The following is a 26118-nucleotide window of genomic DNA, read 5'->3' on the forward strand; positions in this document are numbered from 1 at the left end:
GTCCGCCGCTGGGAGAGTCGCTCGGTATGTAGCTCTTCCATCCACTAGGCCGAAGTGAAAATCACTGAACCAGCCAGGCCGGCGCTGCTCGCACGTAGCGCCATGCGAGGGGATTTCCACGACGTTTATGGGTCCGAAGGCGGTCAGAATTTGCTTGCTGATCGCGGTGACTTGCAACGCGGCGAATGGCTTGCGGTACACGGCTGCGGTGGCGTGGGCCTGTCCGCGATCATGCTGGCGACGGCAATCGGGGCCCGGATTGTTGCGGTCGACATAAGCAAAGCCGCGTTGGCCAAAGCCGAGGATCTGGGGGCCGACTTGCTTGTCGACGTCTTAGCACGGACGATGCTGGGGCCGCGGTCCGCGACCTGACCAGAGGCGGCGTCCGTGCCTCCGTCGATGCTTTCGGGGTCAACGCAACAACAATTCACTTCTCTCGTTGTGCAAGCTCGGCCGGCACGTTTAGATGGGCTACCCCGTGGGACGAGACAGCATGTGAATTTGTCCTTGGCCAAACTGGTATCTCTACGCAACTCAGCCTTCACGGCATGCGCGGCCTTGGCGCAGCAGGCTTCGCCTCTCTACTGGAAATGGCGACCTCCGGCGGTTGGATTTATCGCAACTGGCCAAGGAAAAAGTACCACTCGAGGGGCTTCAGATTGTCCTGGACAACATGAGTGTCGACATCGCGGTGGTGAATCGGCTTTAAGCCCCGTCCCCAGTATGACTCGCAAGTTTGATTGTCGGTCCCAAATTTAATCGACCACCGCTCGCGACCTCGAGCCTGGCCGGCTGTTTGCTGGTCCCAGATTTTGACCGCGACCTGGTCGGAACGTAAGACCTCAGCAATCTTGGAAAGTTCGGCCCGCGGCTTAGCTCTGGCGGAGATGGCGCTACCGATGGGTCAGGTGGCTTAACCGGTCGCTCCGGCGTGCTGACCGCCCCACTGAGAGCGTCTTTGAGCAGTCTGCCCTAAGGGTCATGATTGAAGTCACCGTCTTGGCGTGCGCGAAGCTCACTAATTATGTCGATGCTGGCACGCAGGATCGCTTGGCGGATTTGATTGTATTCGCCTGGACCTAGGTCGCTTTCGGCCACATTGCCCCGAGCCATCACAATTGTGCGGCTGGGTTGGCTTTGTCGAAATCACTTTTGCGCAAAGCATCGCGCTGCTCGGCGAGCGTCTGATCGAGATAGTTCGATCGCGCCTGATGATCCTCCTCGGACCACGGCTGCTCCGGCAAAGGCCGGCGATGGTCGTCAATGGTCAGGCTGAGCTGATAAAAGTCTTTCACCAGCCGGGCAATTTCATCGGATGAGAGCATGGAGGCGGCGGCCGCGAAACGTCCTTCAGAATGTATAGAGCAAATCAGCGCGCATTCTGGCAGAGGCTACGGCATTTGTGGATAGGCTCCGGACCAGTTCTGAACGTCCAATCCGGGATCGCAACGGCGGGGGCACGACTCGCCGGAAATGGAACACGCCGTCTCGTCGACCACATTGAGCAGGCGACGTCCCCGCCCTGATTTGTATCAGTCAATTGTAGCAAGGGGGCGTTCGTCGGTTCCTTCTGGCGAAGAAGGGGAGTTAGAACAGTCTGTTACGGGTTTGTTGGCTGGGGCGCCAGGATTCGAACCTGGGAATGTCGGTACCAAAAACCGATGCCTTACCACTTGGCGACGCCCCAATTGCCGTCAGAGTCGCTTTCGCGGCGCGTTATTAGCAGAGCGGCTAAAAAGCACAATCCTTATGCGCGACGACGCAAACAGCCTGCCGTATTGCAGAGCAAGTGCTTCCAGCGGCATGTAGCCGGGCCTATTCGCCCCAGACGGCCAACTCATTGCCGGCCGGATCGGCAAAGTGGAAGCGCCTGCCGCCGGGGAAGGGGTAGATAGGCCTTATGATCGCGCCTCCTGCGCTTTCAACCGCGGCGAAGGCGTCTTCCAGGTTCTGGCTGTATAGCACCGGCAGAGGCTTGGCGGGCGCTTCCGAAGCGTCGGCTTGGAACCCACCGTCCAGACCTTCGGCAAAGGCCGAATAGGTTGGCCCATAATCTGTGAACGACCAAGCAAAGGCGGTACTGTAGAATGCCTTCAACCGATCCAGCATTCCACCCGTCGCCGGCATTTCCAGATAGTCGAGTTTTCCGGACAGTTTCATCGCGGCATCTCCGTGTTCTCTATATGTTCTAACCACCGGTGACCTAGGCGACAAGTCTTTTTGAGGAGGCTTTTGCTTAATCGATTGTAGCGCGGCGTTGCCGTTGAGACGCCTTGCCTTTCGCACTGCAGCATCATATCGGTCCGAAGGCCGTCCTGGCGGAACGACCCGTTTCGCCAATCTTTCCAATCTCCTGCAACCGGAGAGCAGAGCATGACCAAATGGGTTTTCACCTTTGGCGATGGTGCGGCGGAAGGCCGCGCCGGCGACAGGAATCTGTTGGGGGGCAAGGGTGCCAACCTGGCCGAGATGTGCAGTCTGGGTCTCCCTGTGCCGCCGGGCTTCACCATCACCACGGAAGTGTGCAACGCCTATTATGCCAATGGCAGCACCTACCCGGCCGGATTGGAGGCGGATGTCGCGGCTGCGCTCGACCACATCGGCCATCTGACCGGGCGGCGGTTCGGTGATCCGTCCAAGCTGCTCCTGGTGTCGGTGCGTTCCGGAGCCCGCGCTTCGATGCCTGGCATGATGGATACCGTCCTCAATCTCGGATTGAACGACGAGACGGTCGAGGCGCTTGCCGCCGAATCTGGCGATGCGCGCTTTGCATATGACAGCTACCGCCGCTTCATTCAGATGTATTCCGATGTCGTCATGGGCCTCGACCATGAGGTGTTCGAGGAAATCCTCGAGGATCAGAAGGGCGGGCTCGGCCACGAACTCGACACGGGGCTGACCGCTGCCGAGTGGCAGGGCGTCATCGAGCTCTACAAGGCAAAGGTCGAGGAGGAACTCGGCAAGCCTTTCCCGCAGGATCCGCACGAGCAGCTCTGGGGCGCCATCGGCGCCGTATTCTCGAGCTGGATGAACAACCGTGCCATCACATACCGCCGCCTTCACGATATCCCCGAAAGCTGGGGAACGGCGGTCAATGTGCAGGCCATGGTGTTCGGCAATATGGGCGAGACCTCGGCCACCGGCGTCGCCTTCACCCGCAACCCTTCGACCGGCGAGAAGCAGCTTTATGGCGAGTTCCTGGTGAACGCGCAGGGTGAGGATGTCGTCGCCGGCATCCGCACGCCGCAGAACATCACGGAGGCGGCGCGCATCGCCGCGGGCTCGGACAAGCCGTCGCTGCAGAAGCTGATGCCGGATGCATTCCAGTCCTTCGTCGCCATCTCCGACCGGCTCGAGCAGCACTACCGCGACATGCAGGATCTCGAATTCACCATCGAGCGCGGCAAATTGTGGATGCTGCAGACACGGTCGGGCAAGCGCACCGCCAAAGCGGCGCTCAAGATCGCCGTTGAGATGGCACGCGACGGGTTGATCACCAAGGAAGAGGCCGTCGCCCGCATCGACCCCGCCTCGCTTGACCAATTGCTCCACCCGACGATCGACCCCAAGGCCGCTCGCGATGTGATCGGTATCGGCTTGCCTGCTTCTCCGGGTGCTGCCACCGGCGAGATTGTCTTCTCATCCGGGGACGCCGAGGACCTGAAGACGCAAGGCCGCAAGGCGATTCTCGTCCGCATTGAAACCAGCCCCGAGGATATCCATGGCATGCATGCTTCGGAAGGCATCCTCACCACGCGCGGTGGCATGACCAGCCACGCGGCGGTCGTCGCGCGTGGCATGGGCAAGCCTTGCGTTTCGGGCGCCGGCTCGCTGCGTGTCGACTACAAGGCCGGAACGCTGATGACCATGGGATCGACCTTCCGCAAGGGCGATATCATCACCATCGACGGCGGCAACGGCCAGGTGTTGAAGGGCGCCGTGCCGATGCTGCAGCCGGAACTGTCCGGCGATTTCGCCGCCATCATGGAGTGGGCGGACGCGGTCCGCCGCATGAAGGTGCGCACCAACGCCGAAACGCCGCTCGATGCCCGCATGGCGCGTTCGTTTGGCGCCGAGGGCATTGGGCTTTGCCGCACCGAGCACATGTTCTTCGAGGGCGACCGCATCGTCGCCATGCGCGAAATGATCCTGGCCGATACCGAAAAGGACCGGCGCGCCGCCCTTGCCAAGCTCCTGCCCATGCAGCGCTCGGACTTCCTCGAATTGTTCGAGATCATGGCCGGCCTGCCGGTGACCATCCGCCTGCTCGATCCGCCGCTGCACGAATTCCTGCCCAAGACCGAGGAGGAGGTGGCCGAGGTCGCGACCGCGATGAACGTTTCGCCCGACAAGCTCAGGCAGCGCACCGAGGCCCTGCACGAATTCAACCCGATGCTCGGCCATCGCGGCTGCCGGCTGGCCGTTTCCTATCCCGAGATCGCCGAAATGCAGGCGCGCGCCATTTTCGAGGCGGCCGTCGAGGCCGGCAGGAAGGTCGGCGCGCTGGTTGTGCCGGAAATCATGGTCCCGCTGGTTGGCCTGGTGAAGGAACTCGATTTTGTGAAGGCGCGCATCGACGCTGTCGCCAAAAGCGTCATGGAAGAGACCGGCGTCACAATCGACTATTTGACCGGCACCATGATCGAGCTTCCGCGCGCGGCGATCCGCGCCCATGTCATCGCCGAATCGGCCGAGTTTTTCTCCTTCGGCACCAACGACCTGACCCAGACGACCTTCGGCATCTCGCGCGACGACGCGGCCTCTTTCCTGGAGACATATCGCCAGAAGGGCATCATCGACCAGGATCCGTTCGTTTCCCTCGACATCGAAGGCGTCGGCGAACTTGTGCGCATGGCCGCCGAAAAGGGCAGGGCAACCCGACCGGACATCAAGCTTGGTATATGCGGCGAACATGGCGGCGATCCTGCCTCGATCCGCTTTTGCGAGGAAGTGGGACTGGACTATGTGTCCTGCTCGCCTTACCGCGTACCGATCGCCAGGCTGGCGGCGGCGCAGGCGGCTGCGAAACCTTAAGGGGATAGGTCCGGCCAAGATCCTGGTTCTGCTAATCACGTGGACGTGCCGACGATCTGCCTGATCCCGACACCGTTCGCGAGCAGTTTGCGCCGCCTCGCCAATTGCTCGCAGGAGACAAATATTGCAGATTTCGCCCATGCGGTTCAGCACGATCCTCGTCATCCAAACGAAATTCATAGGCGATATCGTCCTCGCCTCCGTGCTCGCGGAGAATCTGCGGCTCGCCTTTCCGGGCTCCAAGCTCGTGTTTCTCTGCGAGGCTCGCACCGGCGATTTCGTGCTCGCTCATCGCATCGCCTCCGACGTGGTCACGTTTAAACGTGCCAGCACACGCGGCACTGTACTTGAGCGCGCAAAGGAGCTTTACACCGTCGTGCGAGAGCTGCGCCGCTTCCGGTTCGACCTTACGATCGACATCACCGATTCAAAGACCTCCCGTTTCATAGCCGGTTTGATCAACGCGAAAACCAGGGTCGGATATAACCCTCCCGAGAGGCCATTGCGCCTGTTCGAACGGCAACCGGCCAATCTGTTTGCCAGGCCGTACGGCTTTGGCGGCAAGCATTTTGTCTATCGCTATCTTTCGCCGCTTGAGGCGCTTGGCGTTAAGCTCAATGTGACAGTTCCAAACATCCAGCCATTGCCGGCCGAGACTGAATACGCATTGACGCTGCTGCAAAAGCACGACGTTCAGCCGAGGGCATTCATTGCCGTGCACGCGGGTGCGAGCTTCGAAGGACGCCGTTGGCAGCCAGAGCGTTTCGCCGCCGCGATCCGCGATATAGTGGGCGAAACCGGTTTGAATGTCGTGCTCGTGGGTGGCCCGGAGGAAGGCCCGCTTGCCGAACAGATAATAGCGTTGACGGGTTTGCCGCTGGTCAACCTCGTCGGCCAGTTGTCGCTGGAATCGCTGCTGGCGGTGCTGAAACAGGCCAGGCTATTCCTCGGCAATGAAAGCGGCCCGATGCACATGGCGGCGGCTGCGGGAACTCCCGTGGTCGGACTCTATGGTTACACGAGCCCCATTCGCTGGGGTCCGTTGGGCGTGCGCAGTATCGCGCTTCAACCGTCCATGCCCTGCGTTTGCATCGCACCCGACAAGTGCAGCACGATTAGTTCCAGCAAGGTCTGCTGCGTATGGCGGGTGGAAGTCCCGCCAGTGGTCGAGGCCGTGCGCCAGCTTTTATCTGACACCGAACAGAACTTGGAGCCGATTGTCTGAGAATGCGGCCGCAGACGCCGGGATACGTTCTCTCTGACGATGCGGTTCGGCATATCGACAGGCAATTTGTCGCGCGCCAGTTTTTTGCTATCTCCCATCCCAATTTCCGCCTTCATGCGGGTCTGGGCTTGCCTGCCTGAAACCCTTGCCCTCAGGAGTTCGATTGATGCGGCTGCTGCAAGAAGGTCTCTGTGTGATCGCCATGTCGTTGGCCATGCTGTCCAGCGGCCGTGCAGCGCCATTGATCGAGCCCACGCTGCACATCAAGCCGGAAGGTGGTGCCGGGCGCGTTGCGCTGACGCTCGATGCCTGCGGCGGACAGACCGACAGCCGCATCCTTTCGGCGCTGGTGGACAACAACATCCCCGCCACCATCTTCGTGACAGGCCTCTGGCTGAAGCGAAACGCCGCCGCGGTCGAGATCATGCGGGCGCATCCCGGCCTGTTCGAACTTGAAAATCACGGCGGTCGTCATATCCCGGCCGTCGACACGCCACGCAAGATCTATGGCATCGCCACCGCCGGCAGCCCCGCCGCCGTAATGGCCGAGGTGGAATCGGGCGCCGCCGCTCTTACCCGGGCCGGCGAGCCATCGCCGAAATGGTTTCGCGGCGCCACCGCCGAATACAGCCCATCGGCAATCGCGATGATCCGCAAGCTTGGCTTCAAGATCGCCGGTTTCTCGATCAACGGCGATGGCGGTTCGCTGCTTGGTGCCGGGGAAACCGCTCGGCGCATCGCAGCCGCCAAGGATGGCGACGTCATCATCTCACACATCAATCAGCCGACGCACGCAGCCGGCGAAGGTGTGGTGCAAGGGCTGCTGGCGTTGAAGGCGAAGGGCGTTACCTTTGTGCGGCTCGACGACGCCGTCGGGTATGGCAATAACGGCACCACGGACTGACGGCGGGTTCAGCCCGGTGTCGACTCGATTGTGACCTTGTTGGCGTAGAACGCGCCGTGGTTGCGGATCTCAGCCATCTCGTCGAATGGCCGTTCATACGCCCACATTGCATTCATCCCTGTCTCGCCGGCGGACGGTACACTCCAGTAGCTGGCATCGCCCTTATAGGGACAATGGCTCGAATGATCCGTGCGGCTCAGCCTGTCGAAATCGATGTCGGCAAACGGAATGTAGAAGGCAGCGGGATAGGGCGGCTCGGTCAAGACCTTGGCCTTCGTGGAAGAGGCGATCACAATGTCTCCGACGCGCACCCTGACAGTGCCGTCATAGGGCTCGACGGTAATGACCTTGTCCGGATTACGTTGGAAGCCGGGTGAGGGGTTGGCGATCTGATCCATAAGGGGTCTCCATGGCTGGACTTTAAGGTGTGTCGCGCAACCGCGTTGCGCAAGGCCTCCTGTCCAATCCATCAGGAAGCGTTGCCGGGCGGCGCTGACGCCCAGCGCCGACGAACGTCGTTATCCGCCAGCGGTCAGGCAGCAGCCTTGAAGGCATCCATGAGCCCGGCATAAGCGGCTGCGATGCCGGCGACCGGGTTGCTGCTTCTCGACGCAGTTTCGACCTTCAGATGACCACCGCCGGTCGGCAGCGTGAGCAGCAGAAACTGACGGTTGCCGCCATCACCGACGGATGCGGCCGCCACATGCTGGCCTTCGCCTTCATTCTCGACGCGCATCTTGAACAGCAGCGTACCGCCGACCGCTTCCAGCGCGCCGCCGACAACTTCAACGAATTCGTCCTCGGATACGGTCTTTGTGTCCGGCATTACATCGGCCAGACTCTCGGCGAGCGAATCCTCGAGGGCCTTATCTTCGAGCAGGTCATTATCTTCGAGCAGGGCTTTGTCTTCCAGCGGAGTCTGATCTTCAAGCAGCGCGTCCATGCGAACCTCTATGAGTCGCCGATAGCCCCTTGCCCGTTAACGAAACTTAACGCCGACAATGGCCGGATTGTGGCGTGCCTGATCTCGGCCCATATGCCTGTCGACTGGACAATCCGACGGTTCGCTCCACAATGGCGACAAAAGCACGACGCGAAAGCGCAGGGGGAGAACCGATGCTTGGATTGATGCAGGAGTGGCCGCTGCTCTGCCACAAGCTCATCGACCATGCCGAACGACAGCACGGCGTGCGCGAGGTCGTTTCTCGCTCGATCGAGGGACCGATCGTGCGCACGACTTATGCCGATATCCACCGCCGCGCGCTGAAGGTCGCCCAGCGCCTGGAGCGCGACGGTCATGGCATGGGCGACCGCATCGCCACCCTGGCATGGAACACCGCGCGCCATCTCGAAGCTTGGTACGGGATCATGGGCATCGGCGCGATCTACCACACGCTCAATCCGCGGCTGTTTCCCGAGCAGATCGCCTGGATCATGAACCATGCCGAGGACAAGGCCGTCTTCGTCGATCTGACCTTCGTGCCGCTGCTCGAGAGGATCGCCGGCGCCGTCAAATCCCTGAAACAGGTAATCGTGCTGACCGATAGGGCAAACATGCCCCCAACCACACTGCCGAATGCTGTCGCCTATGAGGAGTGGCTTGACGAGGCGGATGGCGATTTTGCCTGGAAGGCCTTCGACGAAGGCACCGCCGCAGGCATGTGCTACACGTCCGGCACCACCGGCGATCCCAAGGGCGTCGTCTACAGCCACCGCTCGAACGTGCTGCACGCCATGATTGCCGCCATGCCCGACGCGATGGGAATATCCGCGCGCGACACGGTCCTGCCGGTTGTGCCCATGTTTCATGCCAATGCCTGGGGGCTTGGCCAGAGCGCGCCGATGACCGGCGCGAAATTGGTCATGCCCGGCTGCAAGATGGATGGTGATTCGATCCACGAATTACTCGACAGCGAGAAGGTTACCTTCAGCGCCGCCGTGCCAACCGTATGGATGATGCTGCTGCAGCATCTGGAAGAAACCGGCAAGACGCTTCCTCACCTGAAGAAGGTCGTGATCGGCGGCTCGTCATGCCCGCGCGTTCTGATGACAAAGTTTCAGGAGAATTATGGCGTCGAGGTAATCCATGCCTGGGGCATGACCGAGATGTCGCCGCTCGGCACGCTCTGCACCCTAAAGCCCGAACATGCCGGTCTGCAGGCAGACGCCCGGCTCGATGTCCAGCAGAAGCAAGGCCATCCGCCCTTCGGCGTCGAGATGAAGGTGACCGACGACGACGACAAGGAGCGACCCTGGGATGGCGCCACATTCGGCCGCCTGAAGGTGAGGGGGCCGGCCGTGGCCCGCGCCTACTATGGCGGCGCCGGGGCGGAGCAATTCGACGAGGATGGCTGGTTCGACACCGGTGACGTCGCCCATATCGATGCCGGCGGCTATATGCAGATCACCGATCGCGCCAAGGACGTCATCAAGTCCGGCGGCGAGTGGATTTCGACCATCGACCTCGAGAACCTGGCCGTCGGCCACCCGGATGTCGCGGAAGCGGCGGCCATAGGCATCCAGCATTCGAAATGGGGCGAGCGGCCATTGCTGGTCGTCGTTCGCAAATCGGGCAAGGAGCCGAGCAAGGCCGACATACTCGCTTTCATGGACGGCAAGGTGGCCAAATGGTGGATGCCCGACGATGTCGCTTTTGTCGCTGAAATCCCCCACACCGCCACCGGCAAGATCCAGAAGACCACCTTGCGCCGGCAATTCAGCGATTATCGCCTGCCGACGGATTGATGCGAGCCGCGCGATCGGTTCAGGTCCAGAAACTGCGGCCTCGTGCGCTGGTGATCTCTCCGAAAATCGATTCCGATTTTCAAGGTCATGCGCTATGTCTGCGTCAGGGTGGGGCAACGCGGAATCCAATGGCTAGCATTCCCGAACGGCGAACGTCGAAAGCCGCCGGATGGTCGCGGCGCACGGCCGCGTTTTCGGCCGTGCTGCTGCTAACGGTTTTCGTCGGTCATCGTTTCAATCTCGTCGAAACCCCAGTTTTCCTGTGGGTGCTGGCCATTGTCGCGCTGCTGGCGGCTTTTGCCCTGTTATTCGCCGGGCTTGGCTTTTCGCGGCTGTGGAATTTCGGCGACCGAGGCGGCCGTGACCTGACGGTCGGCATCCTGCTGTCCCTGCTGGTGCTGGCGCCTTTCGGCGTTGCCGCCTACTGGGCGACGCTTTACCCGCCGCTGAGGGACATCTCGACCGATTTCGATGACCCGCCGGCGCTCGATATGAGCAATCGGGCACCCGACATGAACGTGCTTTCGCCCTCGACGCCCGGCGAGCAGCGGCTGCAGGCCGAAAGCTATCCGCTGGTTACCGCCCGCAGCTACGATCTGCCTTTCGAAACAATCGTCAACGCCGTCGAAACCGTGCTCGACCGGCGCGATTGGGATCTGACCGAACCCTATCCCGCCTTGAACGGCCAAACCGAGGTGACGATCACCGCGGTGGCCAAAGGGTTCGTAATCGGTCTTCCAGCCGACGTCGCCATCCGCGTGACCGACGAGGGCGATACCGTCATCGTGGACATGCGCTCGGCATCCCGATATGGCCGCCATGATTTGGGTGACAATGCTGCGCGCATCGTGGAGTTCCTGGCGGAACTGGACCAGGAGGTTGCTGGGCAGGTGGGGCCGGCAGCGGCGGAATAGAGTGCGATGGCTATAATGCACAGCCTAATCATACAGGACCCCCGAGGCCATAAGCCGCCAAACAGAACCGTCATATATGACTTCACACCACGCATCGGTAGCTAGGGATTTGAGTGGACCGTCACCTACATTAAGTTTGAAGGTGCCTCCGCCGGTTCGCGTAATGCGGAATTTATCGCCGACACTTGCTCGCTTCTTAGAAAGCGAAACAGATCGATCCGCCGTTAACATACCGCTATGCATTATTTGCGGTGCATTCCGACGAACAGACAAAGAAATGGATGAATCTTCCTCTATAAGTTGAAATTTAGGATGATTTACCGAAGAACTTGTCCCTGAAAATTCCGTGTTTCTTTGGGCGATTGACACGTTTTCCATACCAGAAACTGCGAAGCTTGGAAACGTACTAAGGATGTGCCAGTCGCTCATCTCGCGAACATTTAGTAATGTGTCTAGGCGGGCGCCGCACCCTATTGATGTCCCCTTGGCGGATTTTGGGTCAAGGACGATCCGTCTCAGTATAGCCGGCAGGTTGATCCTTGCGCCGAACAAGTATGCCACATTCTTGATTGGTTCGCTTGCATGGAGCCTTTCAACACGTAGCCCGTCGATATCCAGTAGACCCTCTTCTCCTAGGTCCGCGCCCGCAGTCGTAGCCCAGCGCAGCCCATAGTTAGCGCCATCTCGTACAACGGTATTCCGTATGTAGGTGATAGTCCGATCCTCGACATTAATGCCACCATGAATGGCACCAACTATTTCAACGCCGTCAAGTGTAAGGCTAGATGGAACGGATCCACTGCGAGCGTTCCCATTAACAATGCTCGGGCGCTTTGGTCGACCACAATCGACGACTCTTGTATTAATCACGCGAGTATTTGAACCAGTATTGATGATACCGTAACTCGCCGCATTTTTTATCGTACAATTCTCAATTACTGTGTCGACACTGTCGACATTAACAATAACACCGGATTTTCCGCCGCCAAATTCCACTCCTACCAAGCGCACATTTCGAGGCGGGTAGGCAGGAACGTTTCTTTCTAGGTCAACAGATGCTCCAGGAGCGATGAAACCTGCAGATGACTTGCCGGTGTCAACAATCCTTCCTCCAGATACCAACAAGCTTGAGCAGGCGATGACGGATAGGCCCTGCCTTCCACCGCATTCAACTATGCAATCATAAAATGCCCCGTTGCTATCCGTATCCGCGACCGAAACGCCATCGAGAATTCCTGCTGCCACACGATTGATTCTCACTCCATCTGTCACCGCATGTGTGCTTTTGATCTGCCGCAAGACGATGTTGCGACAGCCGGATATATTAAGGTTGTGTGCGCCATAGGAGCCGTTGACGCCATAGGCCTCGCTGTCGCCAAAAATCGTTATACCTTCGAGAACGAAATTTTCAGACATTGAAACCGAGAGCATATCTCCATTGCCGTTGCTATGTGCCCAATCTCGAACAAATCTTGCACCATAACCCGTAATCTTTATGTCGTTGCAGAAGTTGAGCTTGCAGGTCTTTTCGAAGGCCTTATCGCCGGTTCCGACCGTAATAGTGCCGCCGCCCTTTGCTTTAAGATATGAACACGCGTCCATCAGCGCTTGTGACCAATTTTTAGCGCCAAACGCCTCCAACGGGACAATATTCCCAGTCAGTCCCAAAGGCTTGGTACCGGGATCACGCGGACGCTGCCATGATGCCGCTATTCCAACGGTGGCGGTAGCAAGCGCTGACAGCGTTTTGCGGCGGGTCACCCGGCCAAACATCAATGTGATCCTTACTGCTACATTCCTAAAGGCTAGCCCAAGTCGAAGCGAATTGATGGGCACCTTTCTTCAAAATCCCGTGACGCGTGCATGCTGCGGCAAAGGGGCCAACTCTTAGCCATCAGGTCATACTTGCAAACTTCGCCTGCCGAGATTCATGTTTTAGAAGCCTTTGCCGCTATGTGACCAAGGTGAATTCATCCTGCATTGTCACGTCGCCGTCGCACTTGACCACTCGACGTGCCACCAAATCCTCAAGATGAGCAAGCACCGACAGTCCGGCAGCGCCATGCAACCGGGGGTCCGTGTCGCGATAGATCGCCTTGACCATCTCGGCGATGGTCCGGTCGCCGGCTCTGACCCGCTCCAATATCGCCCTTTCGCGCATCTTGCGGTGGGTCTTGAGCCCGCGCATGAAAGCGCGCGGTGCCGTTACCGGTCCTCCATGGCCGGGCAGCAGCACGCGGTCGTCGCGGTCGATCAGCCGGTCGAGCGAGGCCATGTAGTCGGCCATCGCCCCGTCCGGCGGCGCGACGATCGACGTGGCCCAGGCCATGACATGGTCGGCCGAAAACAGGACGCCGGTGTCTTCCAGGGCGAAGGCGGCATGATTGGCGGTATGGCCAGGCGTGAGAACAGTTCGGATCGCCCAGCCATCGCCGGCGACCAACGAGCCGTCCGGCAGTGCGACATCCGGAGTGAAAGCGGTGTCGGCGCTGGCGTCGAGTGCATTGGTCTCGCCGATATGCAACGGCCTTGCCGGCCGGTGTGGCCCCTCGGCCAGCACCTTTGCTCCCGTGTGTTCCTTCAGCCGGGCCGCCAGCGGCGAGTGGTCTCGATGCGTGTGGCTGACGAAGATGTGGCTGACCGGGCGGCCGGCGATCACGTCGAGCAGCTTCCGCAGATGGGTCTCGTCATCCGGCCCAGGGTCGATGACAGCCAGCGTGCCGCGCCCGACCACATAGCTGTTGGTGCCGTGAAAGGTGAAAGGGCCGGGGTTTCGCGCGGTGACGCGCCGGACGTCGGGCGCGACCTCTATCCCTTGGCCGTAGCAGGGATCGAAGCTGGTATCGAATTTGAGCGCCATGTCGCCACATTGCTCCCCGAACGGCAAAAGCGATTGCCGCATAGCACGCAAGCCAATATAGGAAAATGCGAAACCACGATTGAATCGCGACAGATCGAATGAGGAAGACCATGGCAACTGCAACGACGATGAGACCGCTTGTTTCTCTGGCCTTGCCTCAGGAGGGCGCGGCTCGGATCGCGACGCAGATTTTCCTGGCTGTCGTCGGGACGCTGCTGCTGACGCTGTCGGCCAAGACCCGAGTGGTGCTAGGCCCTGTCGATATCTCGATGCAGACGCTCGCCGTCTTCCTGATCTCCGCGTCCTTCGGCATGCGCCTCGCAGTTGCTACCTTGCTGCTCTACATGGCCGAAGGCGCGATGGGCTTTCCGGTCTTCCAAGGCTCGCCGGAAAAGGGCATCGGCATCGCCTACATGCTCGGCTCGACCGGCGGTTATCTCGCCGGCTTCGTGGTCATGGCCGCCATCGTCGGATGGGCTGCGGATCGCGGCTGGGACCGTCATCCGATCAAGCTTTTCAACGCTATGCTGGTTGGCGAAATCCTGATGATGGCTATGGGATTCGTCTGGCTGGCGCTGTTGATCGGCGCTGAAAAATCGTGGCAGTTCGGCGTCGTGCCCTTCATCGTCGGCGATCTGATTAAGGTTGCGCTCGCCGCAAGCCTGGTGCCGGCTGTCTGGTCTCTGGTGAAGCGATCCTGACTGGTTTCGATGATCTTGCCTGTCGGCGTCACACTCCGGTCAAGGTGACCCGCTATCAGCAACGCGTGTTATAGTTTAAGTAACCACGTTTCGGATTGAGGGTGACAGTGTCGGTCGGAGTGCCGACAAAAGTTGCTCGATATGAGAACTGGAAGCAGCTAAATTCGCTAGGGCGATTCGCGGAATTGGTTTCCTATGAACGCCCCTGATAGGGAAAGCGGTTGCTTGCCGGTGTGCTCGCCCTGACGTAGCGCTTCACATTGAACATACTGATGCCGACTGGAAGACGCGTGACCGTATCGCAAAATGCAGCTATCGATCTGGGCGCCACCGCCAAGCGAAGCCTGCCCGCGCCGGCCAGCCGTTGGTACGCTGCTTCGGTTCACCCCGGCAGGGAGGGGGTCGCCGAACGTCATCTGCGGCGGCAAGGCTTTCTCAGCTTCGTTCCGCGCAGCGAGAAGACGACGCGCCATGCGCGCCGCCTTGAGACGCGCGCCTCCCCCTATTTCCCGGGTTACATGTTCATCGCGCTCGACATTTCGCGGCAGCGCTGGCGCTCGATCAACGGCACGCTTGGCGTGCGCTCCCTGGTCATGCAGGGGGAGAGGCCTCTGCCTGTTCCCTCGGGCCTGGTGGAGCGGTTCATCGCGCTGACCGGTAAGGATGGCCTGCTGGATTTCACCGGCGGCCTCAATGTCGGCACCGCGGTACGGATTTTGTCTGGTCCTTTCGCGGATATGATAGGTCGGCTGGATCGGCTCGATTCGGCAGGCAGGGCGCGGATCCTGGTCGCCCTCATGAAGGGGGATATCCCCGTCGAGTTGGAGTCCAGGGATCTGGTCGCTGTAGCGTAACAGCAAACGCCGGAACTTGGCCTCGCTGCAGGCAAGGAAAATTGGCTCTCGGATTCACCCGGGAGTGCGGTAGCCGTTAGGATGGGCTGTGAAACGAACAAACCGCAGTTTGGCACAAGGCAGAGCATGAACCTGGATTCTCAAAAGCTGGCGGTGATCGGTCTCGGCTATGTCGGGCTGCCGCTCGCTGTGGCGTTCGGCGCGACGAGGCAAGTTGTCGGTTTCGACATAAACGAGGCGCGGATCGCGGCATTGAAGCGCGGCGAGGATTCGACGCTCGAGACCGATAGTGCCGAAATCGCCGCGGCGTCGGGGCTCGTTTTCTCCTCCGACAAGGCGGACCTCAAGACATGCGGCATCTTCATCGTCACGGTGCCGACGCCTATAGACAAGGCCAACCGCCCGGACCTGTCGCCGCTCGTTGCCGCGTCAAAGACGGTTGGCGAAGCCATTTCCCCCGGTGCGGTGGTCATCTTCGAATCCACGGTCTATCCCGGCTGCACCGAGGATGTCTGCGCACCCCTGATCGAGAAGGCCTCGGGCCTGCGGTTCAACAAGGACTTCTTCCTCGGCTACAGCCCGGAACGGATCAATCCCGGAGACCGCGAGCACCGGCTGCAGACCATTGTGAAGGTGACGAGCGGCTCCACGCCCGAGGCGGCCAAGGCCATCGACGCCCTCTATGCCTCCATCGTCGTGGCGGGCACGCACCTGGCCAGCAGCATAGCGGTGGCGGAAGCCGCGAAGGTCATCGAGAACACCCAGCGCGATCTCAACATAGCGCTGATGAACGAGTTGTCGCTGATCTTCGGCAGATTGGGCATCGACACGTCCGAAGTGTTGGCCGCGGCCGGCACGAAATGGAACTTCCTGCGCTTCACCCCGGGCCTCGTCGGCGGCCACTGCATCGGGGTCGATCCCTACTATCTCACCCACAAGGCGCAGGAGCTCGGCTATCACCCCGAGGTGATCCTGGCCGGACGCCGAATCAATGACGGCATGGGCCAGCACGCGGCAGACCAGACAGCACGGCTGATGATGCGCAAGGGCATTCCGGTTGTCGGCAGCCGCATTCTGGTGATGGGCGCCGCCTTCAAGGAGAACTGCCCGGACCTGCGCAACTCCAAGGTGGCCGACATCGTGGCGCGGCTGCTGGAATACAATGCAAATGTGGAGATATGGGACCCCTGGGTGTCGCCGAAGGAGTGCGAGCACGAGCTCGGCATCCCCAGCACCACCAATATGCCCGAAGGCAGCTATGACGGCATCGTCGTGGCTGTCGGGCACAAGCAGTTTCAAGCCCTTGGTGTTCCAGGCCTGAAGGCGCTATGCAAGGATCCTGCGATTATCTACGACATCAAGGGGTTGTTTCCCCGGGAAAGCACGGACGGGCGTTTCTGATGAAGGTTCTGGTTACCGGCGCGGCGGGCTTTATCGGTTATCATGTGGCGAAGCGGCTGCTGGAGCGCGGCGACGAGGTCGTCGGCTTCGACAGCGTCAATGCCTACTATGATCCCGACATCAAGGAAGGCCGGCTGGGCCTGCTGCGCGAATGCAGCCGAACTACCAATTCGGGCTTCCACTTCATCCGCGCCAATCTGGCCGATCGCCAGGCCGTCGAAACCTGTTTCGCCGATCACAGCTTCGACCGCGTCATTCACCTGGCCGCCCAGGCCGGCGTGCGCTACAGCCTGGAAAACCCGCACGCCTATGTCGAAAGCAACATCATCGCTTTCACCAACATCATCGAGGCCTGCCGCCACGCCGGCGTCCCCCACCTGACCTATGCCAGCACGTCCAGCGTCTACGGCGCCAACACCAACATGCCGTTTTCCGAGCGCCGCCCGGCCGACCATCCTCTGCAATTCTACGCCGCCACCAAGCGCGCGAACGAGCTGATGGCGCACAGCTACAGCCATCTGTTCCGCCTGCCGACGACAGGCCTGCGCTTCTTCACCGTCTATGGCCCCTGGGGCCGGCCCGACATGGCGCTGTTCCTGTTCACCAGGAGCATACTGGCCGGCGAGCCGATCAAGCTGTTCAACAACGGCAACCACACGCGCGACTTCACCTTCGTCGAGGACATCGCCGAAGGCGTGGTGCGCGCCAGCGACCAGCCCGCCGAGCCCAATCCCGCCTGGGACTCGGCCGACCCGGACCCCGCGACCAGCAACGCGCCGTGGCGCATCTTCAACATCGGCAACAACAACCCGGTGAAGCTGACCGCATATGTCGAAGCCCTGGAGGAGGCGCTGGGGCGCAAGGCGCGCATCGAGCTCCTGCCCCTGCAGCCGGGCGATGTGCCGGACACCTTCGCCGACACCTCGGCCCTGGAAGCCGCGGTAGGCTACCGTCCCGCGACGACTGTGCGCGAAGGGGTGGGGAACTTCGTGGATTGGTATCAGGGATACTACAACCTATGAACTCAGCCTATTCGCCGATCCTGGACCGAAAGGTCCGTTTTGCCCTGGTCGGGTGCGGACGTATCGCCGCCAACCACTTTGCCGCGATTGAAAAACATTCTGACAGATGCGAACTGGTTGATGTCTGCGACACGGCGCAGGCGCACCTCGACGCGGCTGCGGCAAAGACCGGGGCCACGCCGCATCCCAGTCTTGCCGCGATGTTGGCGGCTACCAGCGCCGACTGCGTGATCCTGACGACGCCAAGCGGTTTGCATCCCGGACAGACCGTGCAGGTCGCCCAGGCGGGCATCCATGTGATGACTGAAAAGCCGATGGCGACGCGCTGGAAAGACGGCCTTGCCATGGTCGACGCCTGTGATCGGGCGGGCGTTCGCCTTTTCGTCGTCAAGCAGAACCGCCGCAACGCCACGCTGCAGCTGGTCAAGAAAGCCGTCGAGCAAGGCCGTTTCGGGCGCATCTATTCTGTATCGGTCAATGTGTTCTGGACCCGCCCGCAGGCCTACTACGACAGCGCGAAATGGCGTGGCACCTGGGAGTTCGACGGCGGCGCCTTCATGAACCAGGCCAGTCACTACATCGACCTTCTCGACTGGCTGATCGGACCGGTTGACAGCGTGATGGCCTACACCGGCACGCTTGCCCGCAACATCGAGGTCGAGGACACCGGCGTGGCCGCGCTTAGGTGGCGTAGCGGCGCCATGGGCACATTGAACGTGACGATGCTCACCTATCCGCAGAACTTCGAGGGCAGCATCACCATCCTGGGTGAAAAAGGCACCGTCCGTATCGGCGGCGTGGCGGTCAATGAAATTCAGGCCTGGTCTTTCGCCGATGAGCGCCCGGAGGATGCCACGATCAAGGCCGCCAACTACGAGACGACCAGCGTCTACGGCTTTGGCCATCCGCTCTACTATGACAATGTCATCAAGTCCCTGCGCGGAGAGGCTGAGCCGGAAACCGACGGCCGTGAGGGGCTAAGGAGCCTCGAACTCCTGATCGCATTGTACCTGTCGGCGCGCGACGGGGTGCGTGTTCCCCTACCGCTGGAGTACTGAAGTGGACGGCGTCCAGATACACCCGAGCGCGATCGTCGACGAAGGTGCGGTCATCGGTGAGGGCTCGAGGGTTTGGCACTTCGCCCACATCTGCGCCGGAGCGCGCATAGGGCGCGGCTGTTCCCTTGGCCAGAATGTCTTCGTGGGCAACGTCGTCACCATAGGCGACAATGTGAAGATCCAGAACAACGTCTCGGTCTACGACAACGTGACGCTGGAGGACGATGTGTTCTGCGGCCCGAGCATGGTCTTCACCAACGTCTACAATCCCCGTTCAGCGGTATCGCGCAAAGATGAATATCGCGAAACCAGGATCAGGCGAGGGGCCACGCTGGGCGCGAATTGCACGATCGTGTGTGGTGTCACCATAGGCGAACACGCATTTGTCGGGGCAGGCGCGGTCGTCAACCGCGACGTTCCGAATTTCGCCTTGATGGCGGGCGTGCCCGCGCGGCATATCGGCTGGATGAGCAGGCATGGCGAGCGGCTGGATCTGCCGAAAAGCGGAACCGCCGAAACCACATGTCCGGCGACGGGGGAACGCTACAGGCTCGAGGATGGCGTTTGCCGATCCCTGCAAGATTGAAGGCCCTCCTGGGTGGCGGCTTTGTGCGATCGGTCGCCCTTCTCGCCGGGGGCACCGCATTCGCCCAGGGGCTGATGGTCCTTGCGCTGCCGTTCCTGACCAGATTGTACACGCCGCACGACTTCGGAATCCTCGCAGTCTATGCCGGCCTGCTCGCGATTATTTCCGGCGCCGCTTGCCTGCGGTTTGATATCGCGATCCCACTGCCGGAATCCGACGAGGATGCGATCAACGTCCTCGCAGTCGCACTTTTGTCAGGGGCCGTCGTTTCGCTAGGGATCACGGTTTCAGTGGTGTTTTTTCCCAACCTAATCGCGAGATGGTTAAGGCAGCCAGAGTTGGCTTCTTACTTATGGATGTTACCGATAGGGGTGTTGGCCGCTTCAAGCTACAGCGCACTGCAATTCTGGACAATGCGTGAAAAAGCCTTCGCAGCAATCGCTCGCACCAGAATGAGCCAAGCAATCGGCGCCATTACTGCCCAGGCAAGCTTGGGCTGGCTCGGCTTCGCACCATTCGGCCTGTTGCTTGGCCAGATGATCTCCGGCGGCGCCGGGGTTGTCGGCCTGGCTGCCAGAGGCTTCAGCAAGAACCGCGATATGGTCCAATTAATTCGGCCAGGCAAAATGCGAGCAATGTTTCGCGATTATAACAGGTTCCCGAAATTCTCTGCGTTAGAAACACTTGCAAACACTGCGGGTATTCAAGTCCCCATCATACTTGTCGCAGCACTATCAAAAGGGCATGAGGCTGGCTACTTAATGCTGGCCATGCGTGTTATGCAGACGCCAATGGGCCTCATCGGCGGCGCGATCTCCCAGGTATATTTATCTGAAGCATCGGAGGAACAGCGAGCCGGCAGGCTGGGGACATTCACCACAACCGTCCTTGCTGGACTGGTGCGCACTGGGGTAGGGCCGCTGCTTTTCGCGGGAATTGTAGCTCCGCAAGTTTTCGGGGTCGTATTTGGAACAGAATGGCAGAATGCAGGGGAGCTAGTTAGTTGGATGACCCCTTGGTTCATCATGCAGTTTCTAGCTTCTCCGATATCGATGGTTATGCATGTTGCTAACAAGCAACCTCAAATGCTTATACTAACTCTGTTTGGACTTATTCTAAGGGTTGGGCTAGTTATATTGGCATATATATTAGAGCCAAATTATATAGCTGAATTTTACGCTGTATCCGGGTTCGTTTATTATACGATATGTTTGATAATATTCTATATCTCATCAGGTGCAACGTCCGGCGATTTTAAGTTTACAAGACTCGGCATAATACATCTTGGCGCTTGGATTGTTGCAGCGTTGCTTGTGGTAGAGGCAATGCAAGGTAAAATGCTATGAACAAGCCTAAAGGAAGACGAGCGATATTTATAAATATGGCTGCAACAGTGGTGCTGCGCGTCTTTTTTAGACGCGAATATCTAAGCGGCAGATGGTTCGATGGCAGTTCATATAGTGGCATAAAGTGGGCGCTTAAAGCGATCTGGCAACGCAACATCTTGCGGATTGCTAAACCCGCGCCATGGCCAATTGGGCTTACAACCTACATCTCAAGTTTCAACAACGTCGTTTTTCATATAGACGACTTAAATAATTTCCAGTCGCCTGGCGTCTATATGCAGAATTTCGGTGGCCTAATTTTTATCGGCCGTGGCACGTATATCGGACCAAACGTGGGAATAATTACTGCTAATCATGACATCCGCAATCTTGACGTCCATTTAAGCGCAAAGAATGTTGTGATAGGCGACCGTTGTTGGTTGGGAATGAATTCTGTTATTTTGCCCGGGGTCACGCTCTTGCCCCAGACAATTGTGGCAGCGGGATCGATTGTAACGAAAAGTTTCGACGAGGGAAAAATTGTGGTGGCTGGAAACCCGGCAAAGATAGTGAAGAGGTTATAGCCTTGGAATTCATCGATCTACGCACGCAACAAGTTGCAATTAAAGACGACTTAGACCACCGGATAGCCAAGGTATTGGCGCACGGACAATATATCATGGGTCCGGAGGTGTTGGAGCTTGAGAAGCTACTCGCGGACTATGTTGGCGTGAGTGACTGCGTCACGGTGGCTAGCGGGACGGAGGGGCTGCTGATTGCGCTGATGGCGTTGGGCATTGGACCGGGTGATGAAGTCATTACGTCGCCGTTTACGTTCATTGCCACTGCTGAGGCAATCGTGCTGGTAGGCGCCACGCCTGTGTTCGTCGATGTCAATCCTTTGACATGCAACATCGAGCCATCATTGATCGAACAGCATATAACGCCTGCTACCAAGGCAATAATTCCGGTAAGCCTTTATGGGCAGCCCGCAGATATGAGAGAAATCAACAGGATTGCTGCGCGCCATGGTCTACCCGTAATCGAAGACGCAGCCCAGAGTTTCGGTGCCACATACAACGGCGGTCGAAGCTGCGGCCTGACAACGGTTGGCGTCACGAGTTTCTTCCCCTCGAAACCGCTTGGTTGCTACGGCGATGGCGGCGCAGTCTTCACAAATGACGATGAACTGGCACGGGCAATACGCGAAATCCGTATCCATGGGCAAAGCGCGCGGTATGTTCACACACGAGTCGGTGTTGGCGGACGAATGGACACTCTCCAGTGCGCGATCCTGTTGGCCAAGTGGCGTAGATTTGATTGGGAATTAAGGTCTCGTAGCTCAATTGCTGAATCGTACCGGACCAGAATCAACAGCGAAGTTATGGGAGCCGGTGAGCTTGCCGCGTCAGAGGCATGCAGGCCACTTCCAGGAGTTCGTATCCTACCATCGGTTCTAAACTGTACTAGTGTCTACGCACAATTCACTATCCTCACTCCCGAGCGCGATGAAGCTGTCAGGCAGCTAAAGCTGGCAGGAATTCCAACAGCAGTCCACTATCCCGCCCCAATCAACGAGCAGCCAGCATACGCGAGTGCATCGAGCGGCAATGAGATCACACCTGTTTCGTCGTGGTTGGCGAAGCATGTGCTAAGTATCCCGATGGGCCCAGATTTGTCCGAAGACGATCAGGAAGCCGTGGTCGCCTCGCTAGCACGCCTTGCAGCCTCGCCAAAATTCGTGCTTTGACGATGAATTATGTGACGGTGAAGTTCTGCCGTAGCAAATGATGGAAAAAAAGTTGAAAATAGCTACAGTTGTCGGCGCAAGGCCCCAGTTTGTTAAGGCGTCCATGGTTTCGCGCGCGCTAGCCGAAAGCAATTCTGGCGTGGAAGAGGTGATTATACACACCGGTCAGCACTATGACGCGAATATGTCCCAAGTCTTCTTCGACGAACTCGAGATCCCCCACCCAAAGTACAATCTTGGAATTGGCGGCGGGTCGCACGGGGAAAACACAGGGAGGATGATTGAGAGTATCGAGAAAGTCCTACTGAAGGAACGGCCGACTTGGCTATTGGTCTACGGGGATACGGATTCGACGCTAGCTGCGGCAATTGCTGCATCGAAGATATCGATCCCAATCGCCCACGTTGAAGCTGGCCTGCGGTCATTTAACAGGCTGATGCCGGAGGAGGTAAACCGTGTGGTCACGGACCATGTTGCGGACATCTTGTTTACTCCAACCACCTCCGCGACAGCTCAGTTAGTTAAAGAAGGCATTCCCGCCCAGAAAATCCACCAAGTTGGCGACGTAATGCACGATGCGGCTCTACACTTTGCGATGATAGCGAAGGAGAAAAGCGATATAATTTGCGAAGTGGGGCTGCAAGAGAAAAAATATATATTGGTTACGTTACATAGACAAGAGAATACTGATAATTGCGAACGGCTAACCGAGATATTATCTGGGCTTTCGTCGTCGCAATTGCCTGTAGTGTGGCCGATGCATCCTAGAACACAGGCAAGACTGGAACAGTTTGGCCTACAGGTGCCAGACATAGTTCGAGTGATCAAACCGGTTGGCTATCTTGATATGATCATGCTCGAAAAAAACGCGTGCCTAATAGCGACGGATAGTGGTGGTGTGCAAAAGGAAGCCTTCTTTTACAGCGTTCCTTGTTTAACGCTAAGGGACGAAACTGAGTGGGTGGAGTTGGTGAACGTCGGTGCCAATAGGTTGGTGGAGGCCAAGGCAGAAGTTCTGGCTGCGGAGCTTAGGTTAAACCGCGGACCCGTGAGCAACCGCTTAAACCTATACGGGGGAGGGGCCGCGAGCGTTGAGATAAGTTCAGTGATGGTTGGCGGACATTAGGAGACGTCGATGCGTGGATTGTAAAATAGCATGAAGGAGAACGCCTCATTGCGAGTGCTTCACTTGAGCTGTTCTAGGATATTGTCCACTGGGCAGAGAAATCAGCTTAGGTTTGAGGTGAACGCTGCGCCACATATCGAGGGTGTTGAATGGACAACGCTCGCGATACATGACGATGCTCCAACTAATGATTTTGAGATTAGGACGCCACCTATTTTTCGCGCCGTCATCATTCGATATGTATTCGGATGGTGGGTGATGATAAAAAGAAGAGGTCAATATGACATAATTATCAACAGGCATTTCACATTCGATCCGTTTGTTATGCTATTTGGCTGGTTCGTAAATAATAGGATTTCGCTCCATCATAGCAAAGAAATCCAGGAACTCAGGCTGATCAGAAAGGGCTGGCGCGGCCGGCTAGCGTCTTCACTAGAAAAGTGGTCTGGATATATAAATTCTAGGCAGGTTGTTGCAGCGCTGGGGGTGACGAGAGAGATAGCTTTATATGAAAAGCAGCTGTATAAATCAGAGATACCTGTATATCAATACCCGAACGGTATAGAATCTGAGTCTGTCAAGACTTTAGATGACAAGCGCTCGCCTGGTATAAATATAGCATTCGCATGTGGCCGGTTTACTCAGTGGCATGGATTGGACAGGCTGTTGGATAACCTGGAGGCTGCGAGCGAGGGATCTCTGAGTGGGGTTCGGATCCACGTCTTGGGTCACGTTTCAGAAGATATCAGGTCGAGGATTACAGCCAGCGCCCGAGCAACGGAGGTGATTGTACTGCACGGCCACAAAAGCGGTGACGACTATCGTGCCGTTTTGGAGGCATGTGACATCGGACTTGGCTCCCTGGCCATGGATCGGCAGGGGCTGATGGAAGGGGCTACACTAAAGGTGAGGGAATACCTTGCACTCGGTCTACCGGTTTATGCGTCCCACTACGACACCTCCCTGCCCCGGGACTTTCCCTACTATAGTTTTGGGACAGTAGATTTTGCCAATATTGTAGAATTTGCCTCTCAATCAAAGCGATTTAGCAGGGGCGATGTCCGATCCAAGTCAATCCCGTTCATTGAGAAAGCGGGTACGATGAGCGCTCTAATCCATTGGCTTCGATGTGAACCTTCCTTGCGACGATCTATTTAGCGTACTTCTGCGGCGTAAGTGCCACGGCCCCGCTCATTGGGTTCAGCTAGGAGTTGGTAGCCTCCGGACGAAGGAATTATCCGTTAGTGCTGGCGCGAGGAAGTCCGAGATGGGCACCGCGTTGACTAGTAGCGCAGATCGGACCGGGCGCGAGTACAGGCGACTGTAATTCTGTAGATTATACATGTCCAAGAAATGTAGGGTGAAATGACTTGACAGCCGATATGTTTTTTTGGGTGCCGGTATTATTGGGTGCGTCTATATCGCTTATGATTGTCTACTGCCGTGGTAAGTCCATAACAGCGATCCAAGGCATTGTTTTGGTAGCATGGCACACCATGTTTAGCTTTGTATATCTAAAGTACTCCGAAACGAATGCATCCGATGCAAATGGCTATTATCTCAAAGGGTTGCTCGGTGATATCGATTGGAACGTTGGCACGAAGTTTGTTTACTCTCTTTGTGTTGTACTTGTTCAGACGCTGGGCATGTCGAAGCTGTCGTCATTTATGTTCTTTAACTTAGTTGGAATTATCGGCTTAATATTTTTAATGAAGGCGTTGACCGAAGTATGGCCCGTAAGGGGAACATACCTCGATAAGATTCCGGTTGTGATGTTGTTTTTGCCTGGGGTGAGTTTTTGGACTTCTGCTATTGGCAAGGATGCTCCGGCATTCTCGGGCCTCTGCATGTTGTGCTACGGTGTACTCAATATCGCAAAGAGAAAGATGCTGATTACGATTGGCTTGGCCGCTATGTTTGCCGTTCGCCCCCACATTGCTCTTATTTTAATTTCTTCTTTAGTCGTTTCGCTTGTTGTTTCACGCCGGGATGTATCTCTGGTTTCTCGGGGAGTTATAGCTCTCGCCGGTGTAGCGGTCGGAGTATTTATTGCTCCTCTCGCTTTGGGTTATGTCGGGTTAGCAACTGATGCGTCCATAGATGATGTCGCTGATATTGTAGAAAAGAGGCAAGGATATAATCTTGGTGGTGGGGCGAGCGTTGATATTCAGTCAATGTCACTGCCGATGCAGATGATAACCTATATGTTTCGGCCACTATTTATCGACGCTGACGGCGCGTTCGGGTTGATTGTGTCGGCAGAGAACGTAATACTGATCGGATTGTTTATAATGTTCATCCCGTCCGCAATAAAGTGCGTTATTGCACTGCCGTCACTTCCGGGGCGCTTTTGTGCCATTTATCTGGTTGTTGGCTTGGCTGTGTTGGCATCTACAACCTCAAATATGGGAATAGCCATCAGACAGAAAACCATGCTTCTGCCTGCTCTGTTTTTGCTTATTGCTATTAGTGAGAGGTGGCGCCTCAACAGAAAAAGAAATATGGGCGGTAGACCGCAAGGGTCGGGACGGTTGGCGAATGCTGGGAGGCCGCCGACGGGTTGGTACCCTGTATACCCGCGTTCTGGGGAATAATGACGATGAAAGTCGTTGT

Annotated in this window: 25 protein-coding genes and 1 tRNA gene; 18 read left to right on the top strand and 8 right to left on the bottom strand. The window is 58.0% G+C overall.

The features are described from left to right. Positions 1–54 precede the first annotated feature (54 nt). Entirely contained in the window at positions 55–372 is a 318-nt protein-coding gene (locus LB513_RS03030) for a zinc-binding dehydrogenase (protein ID WP_224661986.1), read from the top strand. A 740-nt stretch (positions 373–1112) separates the two neighbouring features. On the opposite strand, the gene LB513_RS03035 is transcribed toward LB513_RS03030, so the two are convergent. From LB513_RS03035 to LB513_RS03045, 4 genes are all read right to left on the bottom strand, one after another. Continuing rightward, on the bottom strand, positions 1113–1325 hold the full coding sequence (locus LB513_RS03035) for a hypothetical protein (RefSeq protein ID WP_224661987.1): 213 nt from the start codon (positions 1323–1325) through the stop codon (positions 1113–1115). Positions 1326–1350: 25 nt separating this feature from the next. Continuing rightward, entirely contained in the window at positions 1351–1482 is a 132-nt protein-coding gene (locus LB513_RS25300; RefSeq protein WP_411962677.1) for a DUF6538 domain-containing protein, read from the bottom strand. A 130-nt stretch (positions 1483–1612) separates the two neighbouring features. Next, positions 1613–1687, bottom strand: a tRNA-Gln gene (locus LB513_RS03040). Between the two features lie 128 nt (positions 1688–1815). Next, positions 1816–2160, bottom strand: coding sequence for a VOC family protein (locus LB513_RS03045; protein WP_224661988.1), 345 nt, complete (start codon positions 2158–2160; stop codon positions 1816–1818). A 213-nt stretch (positions 2161–2373) separates the two neighbouring features. Here LB513_RS03045 and ppdK point away from each other — a divergent pair, with 213 nt between their 5' ends. From ppdK to LB513_RS03060, 3 genes are all read left to right on the top strand, one after another. Then, positions 2374–5034, top strand: a complete 2661-nt coding sequence (gene ppdK, locus LB513_RS03050; protein WP_224661989.1) for a pyruvate, phosphate dikinase — start codon at positions 2374–2376, stop codon at positions 5032–5034. A 124-nt stretch (positions 5035–5158) separates the two neighbouring features. Beyond that, positions 5159–6259, top strand: a complete 1101-nt coding sequence (locus tag LB513_RS03055) for a glycosyltransferase family 9 protein (protein WP_224661990.1) — start codon at positions 5159–5161, stop codon at positions 6257–6259. 166 nt (positions 6260–6425) lie between these two features. Further along, positions 6426–7163, top strand: coding sequence for a polysaccharide deacetylase family protein (locus tag LB513_RS03060; protein ID WP_224661991.1), 738 nt, complete (start codon positions 6426–6428; stop codon positions 7161–7163). A gap of 8 nt (positions 7164–7171) precedes the next feature. Here LB513_RS03060 and LB513_RS03065 read toward each other — a convergent pair whose 3' ends face one another. Next, positions 7172–7561: a DUF427 domain-containing protein gene (locus tag LB513_RS03065; RefSeq protein ID WP_224661992.1), complete on the bottom strand. Its 390-nt coding sequence runs from the start codon at positions 7559–7561 to the stop codon at positions 7172–7174. A gap of 134 nt (positions 7562–7695) precedes the next feature. Next, positions 7696–7989: a hypothetical protein gene (locus tag LB513_RS03070; RefSeq protein ID WP_224662407.1), complete on the bottom strand. Its 294-nt coding sequence runs from the start codon at positions 7987–7989 to the stop codon at positions 7696–7698. 290 nt (positions 7990–8279) lie between these two features. Here LB513_RS03070 and LB513_RS03075 point away from each other — a divergent pair, with 290 nt between their 5' ends. Together LB513_RS03075 and LB513_RS03080 are read left to right on the top strand one after the other, a co-directional pair. Continuing rightward, positions 8280–9908: a fatty-acid--CoA ligase gene (locus LB513_RS03075; protein ID WP_224661993.1), complete on the top strand. Its 1629-nt coding sequence runs from the start codon at positions 8280–8282 to the stop codon at positions 9906–9908. Positions 9909–10036: 128 nt separating this feature from the next. After that, on the top strand, positions 10037–10822 hold the full coding sequence (locus tag LB513_RS03080) for a DUF1499 domain-containing protein (protein ID WP_224661994.1): 786 nt from the start codon (positions 10037–10039) through the stop codon (positions 10820–10822). Positions 10823–10846: 24 nt separating this feature from the next. On the opposite strand, the gene LB513_RS03085 is transcribed toward LB513_RS03080, so the two are convergent. Beyond that, positions 10847–12595: a right-handed parallel beta-helix repeat-containing protein gene (locus LB513_RS03085; protein ID WP_224661995.1), complete on the bottom strand. Its 1749-nt coding sequence runs from the start codon at positions 12593–12595 to the stop codon at positions 10847–10849. A 178-nt stretch (positions 12596–12773) separates the two neighbouring features. Next, entirely contained in the window at positions 12774–13682 is a 909-nt protein-coding gene (locus LB513_RS03090; RefSeq protein WP_224661996.1) for an MBL fold metallo-hydrolase, read from the bottom strand. Positions 13683–13792: 110 nt separating this feature from the next. On the opposite strand from LB513_RS03090, the gene LB513_RS03095 reads away from it, so the two are divergent. From LB513_RS03095 to LB513_RS03150, 12 genes are all read left to right on the top strand, one after another. Further along, the gene (locus LB513_RS03095; RefSeq protein ID WP_224661997.1) at positions 13793–14383 is read left to right on the top strand and encodes a biotin transporter BioY; all 591 of its coding nucleotides are present in this window, start codon (positions 13793–13795) and stop codon (positions 14381–14383) included. Positions 14384–14673: 290 nt separating this feature from the next. Beyond that, entirely contained in the window at positions 14674–15237 is a 564-nt protein-coding gene (locus tag LB513_RS03100; RefSeq protein ID WP_224661998.1) for a transcription termination/antitermination protein NusG, read from the top strand. A gap of 126 nt (positions 15238–15363) precedes the next feature. Beyond that, the gene (locus tag LB513_RS03105; RefSeq protein WP_224661999.1) at positions 15364–16638 is read left to right on the top strand and encodes a nucleotide sugar dehydrogenase; all 1275 of its coding nucleotides are present in this window, start codon (positions 15364–15366) and stop codon (positions 16636–16638) included. Beyond that, the gene (locus LB513_RS03110; protein ID WP_224662000.1) at positions 16638–17660 is read left to right on the top strand and encodes an NAD-dependent epimerase; all 1023 of its coding nucleotides are present in this window, start codon (positions 16638–16640) and stop codon (positions 17658–17660) included. The genes LB513_RS03105 and LB513_RS03110 overlap by 1 nt, the downstream gene beginning before the upstream one ends. Beyond that, positions 17657–18718 carry a Gfo/Idh/MocA family protein gene (locus tag LB513_RS03115; protein WP_224662001.1) on the top strand — a complete coding sequence of 354 codons (1062 nt, stop codon included), beginning with the start codon at positions 17657–17659 and terminating at the stop codon, positions 18716–18718. Before LB513_RS03110 ends, LB513_RS03115 begins: the two co-directional genes overlap by 4 nt. Before the next feature lies 1 nt (position 18719). Continuing rightward, positions 18720–19304, top strand: coding sequence for an acyltransferase (locus LB513_RS03120; RefSeq protein WP_224662002.1), 585 nt, complete (start codon positions 18720–18722; stop codon positions 19302–19304). Beyond that, positions 19283–20650: an oligosaccharide flippase family protein gene (locus tag LB513_RS03125; protein WP_224662003.1), complete on the top strand. Its 1368-nt coding sequence runs from the start codon at positions 19283–19285 to the stop codon at positions 20648–20650. Before LB513_RS03120 ends, LB513_RS03125 begins: the two co-directional genes overlap by 22 nt. Next, entirely contained in the window at positions 20647–21213 is a 567-nt protein-coding gene (locus LB513_RS03130) for a DapH/DapD/GlmU-related protein (RefSeq protein ID WP_224662004.1), read from the top strand. The genes LB513_RS03125 and LB513_RS03130 overlap by 4 nt, the downstream gene beginning before the upstream one ends. A 2-nt stretch (positions 21214–21215) precedes the next feature. Further along, positions 21216–22379, top strand: coding sequence for a DegT/DnrJ/EryC1/StrS family aminotransferase (locus LB513_RS03135; protein ID WP_224662005.1), 1164 nt, complete (start codon positions 21216–21218; stop codon positions 22377–22379). 52 nt (positions 22380–22431) lie between these two features. Then, positions 22432–23505: a non-hydrolyzing UDP-N-acetylglucosamine 2-epimerase gene (gene wecB / locus LB513_RS03140; RefSeq protein WP_224662006.1), complete on the top strand. Its 1074-nt coding sequence runs from the start codon at positions 22432–22434 to the stop codon at positions 23503–23505. Positions 23506–23535: 30 nt separating this feature from the next. Next, positions 23536–24663, top strand: coding sequence for a glycosyltransferase (locus LB513_RS03145; protein WP_224662007.1), 1128 nt, complete (start codon positions 23536–23538; stop codon positions 24661–24663). A 212-nt stretch (positions 24664–24875) separates the two neighbouring features. After that, positions 24876–26099, top strand: a complete 1224-nt coding sequence (locus LB513_RS03150) for a hypothetical protein (protein ID WP_224662008.1) — start codon at positions 24876–24878, stop codon at positions 26097–26099. The last annotated feature ends 19 nt before the right edge of the window (positions 26100–26118 follow it).

The organism is Mesorhizobium sp. ES1-1, from assembly GCF_020164785.1.
Lineage (GTDB): Bacteria > Pseudomonadota > Alphaproteobacteria > Rhizobiales > Rhizobiaceae > Mesorhizobium.